Below are 6590 nucleotides of genomic sequence, written 5' to 3'. Positions count from 1 at the left end.
GATTTACCCCGATTTTGGCCACGAAACCTTTTTATCGGAGTTTTTTCTAAAGATACGAAAATCCCAACTAATTCGCAATGAATTAGTTGGGATTAATTGTTTGATTTGTGAATAGCCCTATGTAAATAAATATCGAGCTTGCTATGTTATCCAACAAGCTACTTGTAAAAACAACTTAGTGAATAGCTCCGCTTAAGTTATAAATATCCGCATGAGTTATTTTCAAAACAGATTACATTCTCTATTTTGATTTTCTTTCGGCTATAATCTCACAGACCTCCATTGTAGACAAATATCTTTCGGCTTCAATAGCAGCTTTGCATCCACTTGCAGCGGCCGTAATTGCCTGGCGGTAATCGGGGTCGGCAACGTCGCCTGCCGCAAATACTCCGGCAACCTTAGTTATAGGAGTGCCCGGCTGAGTTATAATATAGCCGGTTTCGTCAGTATCCAACCATTGCTTAAACACTTCGGTATTAGGGTGATGCCCTATAGCAAGAAACAGACCGTCAATAGGCAATTCGTACGTAGATTCATCTTCCTGTCCCCTCCGTTTAAGGATAGTCGCTCCTTCTACAAACTTTTCGCCCGAAAGACCAACCACTTCTTGCTCAAACAGAATTTCTATATTGGGTATTGTCTTAACCCTGATTTGCATAATCTTAGACGCACGCAACTCAGGCTTACGGACGATTAAATAAACTTTCTCAGCTACGTTCGACAAATAGATAGCCTCTTCGCAAGCCGTATCGCCTCCGCCTACAACCGCAACTGTTTTTTTTCTGTAAAAAAAGCCATCACAAGTGGCACATGCCGACACGCCCGCTCCGGCATATTTCCTTTCATCAGCCAATCCCAGATATTTTGCCGTAGCTCCTGTGGCAATAATCAAAGTTTCGGCCTCAACGGTTTCTTTTCCATCAATCGTAATCCGATAAGGAGAATTAGATAAATCCGTCTCCGTCACATTGCCCATCCGTATTTCGGCACCAAATTTTTCAGCTTGCTTACGGAATTCTTCCATCATTTCAAACCCGCTTATTCCATTCGGATACCCGGGAAAATTTTCGATATCGGTAGTAGTAGTCAGTTGCCCACCGGGTTGCATACCCGCATATAATACCGGAGACAGGTTAGCACGCCCTGCATAAATTGCAGCAGTGTAGCCCGCAGGCCCTGAGCCTATTATCAAACATTTTATTTTTTCTGCCATATTTCTTATTTACATTTATTTTAAACACTAATTATTTTTCACACATAGGTTCAAGCCTGCACACAGGAACGCATAGATTAATCCTGACTCTTGGTTCTTTGCTCTAAATAATAATTACCTTAAGTCATTCTCAATCACACCTTCATAGTTTTTCTTATCGAAAACAAAGAAGTTTTCAGGTATTTTTATACCTTTTTGGAAATTGTCAAATACAATAAGTATCTCATATCCGTTTTTATAAACCATCTTTATAGACAACGGAGTTTTACTCGACTTACTCAGCCACACAACAATGTTGTTGTAGTCAGAACTTGTCTCTACCGGAGTCATTTCGATAACATAATTCTCCGCCGATTTTTCAGCAGCCGAAAAGCCAATTTTTGATTTATTCTGATAATCCCTCAATATAATAATCGGATTAATTTCGGCTAATTCTTCTTCAGTTGGCTCTGTTATGGAAACCTCATTCACCGAGGGCGAATACATCCATTGTGTTTTACCATCAAAATAGACTGTAAATTCTTGGGTTTCCATGCTAAACTTACCTTTTTTCATCACAAAAAGCCCACTCTGGCTTTGCACCGGCATATCATTATCACCAAAAACAGTCAAAACAAATTCAGTGCTCAATGCACCCTCTTCTACCGACTTTATAAAATCGGCTACTAAACCTGCCGCCTGCTTATCATTTTGGGCAAAACCCACTTGAAATAAGCACAATAACAAAAACAGGCAACCGTATTTTAATTTCATTTTCATACTCTTTTATTTTGTATCAAGCAAATAACATGCCGCATCATTGCAAGCTGCTCAATATCTTTTCCAGACTATACTCATCCATAATCAGCACTTGGCGAGCTTTGCTGCCTTCATTAGGCCCAATAATTCCCGCAGCTTCCAATTGGTCAACAATACGCCCTGCACGGTTGTAACCTATCGAAAACTTGCGCTGAATGGAGGATGTAGAGCCCTGTTGTGAAGAAACAATAAGCCGTGCCGCCTCTTCGAAAAGCGGGTCGCGCTTACTCATATCTACCGAACCGGAATCGAAGTCGTTTTCTATCGCCACTTCCGGCAAATAAAATCCGTCAGGATAAAGCTGTTGTCCTTTAATGAAATGAACTATTTCTTCCACCTCCGGCGTATCTACAAACGCACATTGAACGCGAGTAAGATCGCTTCCTTGCGAGAAAAGCATATCGCCCCTACCCACCAACTGGTTAGCTCCCGGAGCATCCAATATCGTACGTGAGTCAATCATCGAAGACACACGGAAAGCTACACGGGCAGGGAAGTTAGCTTTTATTACTCCTGTAATGATGTTTACCGAAGGACGCTGTGTAGCAATAATCATGTGAATACCTACAGCACGCGCCAACTGCGCTATACGGGCAATAGGCATCTCCACCTCTTTACCCGCCGTCATTATCAGGTCGCCAAACTCATCCACTATCACCACTATATAAGGCAAGTATTTATGACCGTTCTCAGGATTCAACTGGCGAATAGAGAATTTCTCATTATACTCCTTTATGTTACGTACGTGAGCCTTTTTGAGCAAATCGTACCTGTCATCCATCTCTTTACACAAAGAGTTGAGCGTTTGCACCACTTTACTTGTATCTGTAATAATTGCCTCGTCTTCGTCAGGAAGTTTGGCAAGGAAATACTTTTCAATATCACCATAGATATTAAACTCCACCTTTTTAGGGTCAACCAGCACAAGTTTCAGTTCGGATGGATGCTTTTTGTACAACAACGAAGTTATAATAGCATTCAGCCCTACCGATTTTCCTTGACCTGTAGCTCCTGCCACAAGCAAGTGAGGCATTTTAGTAAGGTCGACCATAAAATTCTCGTTGGTAATAGTACGCCCGAAAACTATCGGCAGTTCAAATTTGGATTCCTGAAATTTTTTCGAGGCAATAACCGAATGCATCGACACCACTTGCGGGTCGCTGTTCGGCACTTCGATACCAATAGTACCCTTACCAGGGATAGGAGCTATAATACGGATGCCGGTAGCTGCAAGGCTCAGCATAATATCATACTCCAGATTACGTATTTTAGAGATACGGATACCCGCCTTTGGTACTATCTCATACAAAGTAATAGTAGGCCCTACGGTCGCCTTTATCGATTCTATCTCGATACCATAATTTTGCAAGGTGGTAATAATACGGTTTTTATTCGCATTTTGCTCCACCATATCAATCTGGGTATTATTTTCATTATCATACACTTTCAGCAAATCAAGTGTGGGATAAGCATACTTTGAGAGTTCCAGCTTAGGGTCGTACCGTTCGAAATGCTTTTCGTCTTCCGACAATTCTTCCGATGGATTATCCACAATAGTAAGCTCCATATCCTCATCGTTTTCATCCTCATCCTCATCCTCATCACTATCGTCTTCTATTTCCAGTTCTATATCATCATTTTCATTGCCTTTATTCACCTCAAAATCATCTTCTACTGATGAATTCACAACCCACTCTTCCGGAACTATCTCAGTACCAACCGCCACCGAAGGCTCTTCGCCACCCGGCAGGTCATCACGTTCAGTATCATCAGTTTGCTTTGGCTTACGTTTGAAAAGACTCTTGATAAACGGCAACGCCGATTTAAAACCAATCACCAGATACAGCACAAGTAATCCTATCAGAAGCATCAATGTACCCGGCTTACCAATATACGAAATGAGCCATTGGCTAATAACATCGCCATGCTGTCCACCCGGCGCGAAGAACAAAACGTTCTTTACAAGCGGTGAAACTGCAAAACCTAAAAATACCGACCCCCATATCAACCAAAAAAAACAATGAAAAAACGTTTTAAGTACGGGAGAGATACGGACATTCATCAACCTGAACGCCAATACTACAAAGAACCACAACATGGCAAACGAAGGAAGCCCAAACCAACGGTTAATAAACATCTCCGAAATGTAAGCTCCTGCCACCGAAGCCCAGTTATGTATCTGCGTACGCATCCCCTTCAACTCACTCCAAGGCACATCAAGTTTACTTTGGTCGGCCGCACCTGTAAAAAAGTAAGAAAGGAATGACAGTGATACATACAGCACTATCAGAAAAAGGAACAAGCCCAGAATAAACATGGTACGCTCGTCGGTAAAAAATCCCTTTACCCTCGGAACGATGTCCGACACACTACCCGAAGTTTTATCTTTTGGAGCAGCCGTCCGTTCCTGATAAGTTTTTTTAGGCTCAGGTTTACTCTTTTTTATTGGTTTTTTAGGTGCCATGCAATTTGTTTACAGATTGATTTACAAACTAATACGTAAAATAAAAATCAGCATTCAGTATTCAATATCAGACAAACGCCAATTGTGGAAATTATTGCAAAAATAATAAAAAAGAGGCGTTCGGGTAGCATTTTTTAGTATATATTTGTAGAATATAGGATGCGGTTCGGCAATTCTGCGAAAACAAGTATTCTCCGATTGCTCTCACCTTTCACTATATTTGCAGAATATAGGATGCGCCTCAGCAAAGCCTCAAAACAAGTTTGGCTTTGCATTTGGCTTTCACTATATTTGTGATTAACTTTAAAGCAGGGAGGGAATACTTCCAAAGGCTTAATTCACACAAACACTATGACTAAAAAAGAACGGTTTTCATATATTCTGAACTGGTTTATCGAGAACGTACCCGTTGCCGAAACAGAACTCCAATACACCAACCCTTTTGAGCTGCTCGTAGCGGTTATTCTTTCGGCACAATGCACCGATAAAAGAGTGAATATGATTACGCCAAAGCTACTGCACGATTACCCTACGGCCGAAGCAATGGCGGCATCGTCGCCCGAAGTGATATACGAATATATCAAAAGCGCATCATACCCTAACAACAAGTCGAAACACTTGGTAGGGATGGCCAAGAAACTGCTGGAAGATTTTAACGGCGAAGTGCCTGATGATATAGACAAACTGCAAACCCTACCCGGCGTAGGAAGAAAAACGGCTAATGTAATAGCCTCGGTTGTATACAACAAGCCTGCAATGGCAGTAGACACGCATGTTTTCCGTGTTTCGGAGCGGCTCGGACTAACTACCAACTCCAAAAGTCCGCTCCAGACAGAAAAGGAGCTTGTAAAATACATACCCGAAGAACTTATAGCCAAAGCACACCACTGGCTCATACTGCACGGCAGGTACATTTGCGTTGCCCGACGCCCCAAATGCGAGCAATGCGGACTGACAGAATGGTGCAGGTACTATCAGAAAGAAATTAAGAAGAGTTAAAGGGAGGTAGAATTAATAAACCAACCTTTACAATTTTCGCTTTTCGGCAGATTGTGAGAATAAAAACAACCACAGGCCGGCAGGATATTGCCAGCCTGTGGTGTTTTATGGGGGCAGTACCTTTTTGGTGTACTTACAATTCGGCAATACACCGTACGCTTCGGCCGTTCCCACGGTTGTGCGGAGATGCAGGGTACACGTCACCGCCATTGATGTATAGAAGAAGCGAGTACACGCTGCTAAGGCTACCGCTCCAATAGAGACCAGCAGAACCTACGGAGGAGAGTTCACCATCACTATGGCTGCGACTACCAGCAGCGGGCAAAAAGAGCGTAGTAGTCTCACCATCAGGCTTAATCTCGTAACCGGCAGTACCATTAGCAGCACCGTGCCATACCCAAGTATTAGCCACGGCGGTAGCTTTAGCTCCGGGTGCCGAGCCTCCACGGAAGATATCACTCCATTCACCCTGAGCAGGGATACGAAAACCAGCGGGGCATGGATCATAAGTAGCATTCTTTTGGTTACGCCAGTTCATATCAGCTGTAGGAGCAGATGTCCAATTGTAAGGATAAGAAGGAGCAAGAATAAAGGTATTAAGACCACCCGTAGTAACACCGTTAGTAGTTGTACCACCACTTGTTACACCTGTAGCAAGAGTAGTAGAAGTACCGCTGGTACGTTTTTCGTGACCGTCGCGAGTACGTCCCCATTGGTATAAATCTCCGTAAACAACAGCATCCGTATTACCACTAGCCGTATATGCTTTCTGAAGGGCAATACTTTGGTCGGTTGCACCCAGATTATAGCACATAAATATGCTCCATCCTCCCGCTACGGTCTTAGCACCACAGCCTACTGCTACTTCAGCTATATCACTGTTTATACTATTGCCATTAGCATCGGTAACTTGGCAATAGTAACGACGCATGCCCAGCTTACTTAAGTCGGGAGCGAAAGCTGCGGTTGTTTCACCGGTTATAGGAGCAGGAGCTGCATTGGTATTAGCTGTTAGTTCGTACCATTGGTAAGTAAGCGTACCGATACCTGTAGCTGCTACACTGATAGTAGCCGATTCGCCACCAATACCTGTAAGGGCGGTTGCATTTTTAGTTT

At 42.9% G+C, this 6590-nt stretch carries 4 protein-coding genes and 1 pseudogene; 1 reads left to right on the top strand and 4 read right to left on the bottom strand.

The window, feature by feature from the left end:
- Positions 1-241: 241 nt before the first annotated feature.
- The 3 genes from trxB to D0T49_RS12410 all read right to left on the bottom strand — a co-directional run bounded on the left by trxB (position 242) and on the right by D0T49_RS12410 (position 4475).
- Positions 242-1213 (bottom strand): thioredoxin-disulfide reductase, encoded by a 972-nt coding sequence (trxB, locus tag D0T49_RS12420; protein WP_163632117.1) that lies wholly within the window; start codon positions 1211-1213, stop codon positions 242-244.
- Positions 1214-1327: 114 nt separating this feature from the next.
- Positions 1328-1966: an outer membrane lipoprotein carrier protein LolA gene (locus D0T49_RS12415; RefSeq protein WP_163632114.1), complete on the bottom strand. Its 639-nt coding sequence runs from the start codon at positions 1964-1966 to the stop codon at positions 1328-1330.
- 43 nt (positions 1967-2009) lie between these two features.
- Complete coding sequence (locus D0T49_RS12410) at positions 2010-4475, bottom strand: DNA translocase FtsK (RefSeq protein ID WP_163632111.1); 2466 nt, start codon at positions 4473-4475, stop codon at positions 2010-2012.
- Positions 4476-4826: 351 nt separating this feature from the next.
- On the opposite strand from D0T49_RS12410, the gene nth reads away from it, so the two are divergent.
- The gene (gene nth / locus D0T49_RS12405; RefSeq protein WP_163632108.1) at positions 4827-5474 is read left to right on the top strand and encodes an endonuclease III; all 648 of its coding nucleotides are present in this window, start codon (positions 4827-4829) and stop codon (positions 5472-5474) included.
- Between the two features lie 133 nt (positions 5475-5607).
- Here the strand turns inward: nth and D0T49_RS12400 are convergent.
- Positions 5608-6590: pseudogene (locus tag D0T49_RS12400) on the bottom strand (FISUMP domain-containing protein); the annotation flags it as partial.

Origin of the sequence: Paludibacter sp. 221 (assembly GCF_010501035.1) — a bacterium.
Lineage (GTDB): Bacteria > Bacteroidota > Bacteroidia > Bacteroidales > Paludibacteraceae > QVMH01.
This window is presented reverse-complemented; position numbering and strand designations above follow the sequence as displayed.

What these genes read in the sequence shown, in the direction of transcription:
- trxB (WP_163632117.1), bottom strand. Translation starts at nt 1,213, where the DNA reads ATGGCAGAAAAAATAAAATGTTTGATAATAGGCTCAGGGCCTGCGGGC.
- D0T49_RS12415 (WP_163632114.1), bottom strand. Translation starts at nt 1,966, where the DNA reads ATGAAATTAAAATACGGTTGCCTGTTTTTGTTATTGTGCTTATTTCAA.
- D0T49_RS12410 (WP_163632111.1), bottom strand. Translation starts at nt 4,475, where the DNA reads ATGGCACCTAAAAAACCAATAAAAAAGAGTAAACCTGAGCCTAAAAAA.
- nth (WP_163632108.1), top strand. Translation starts at nt 4,827, where the DNA reads ATGACTAAAAAAGAACGGTTTTCATATATTCTGAACTGGTTTATCGAG.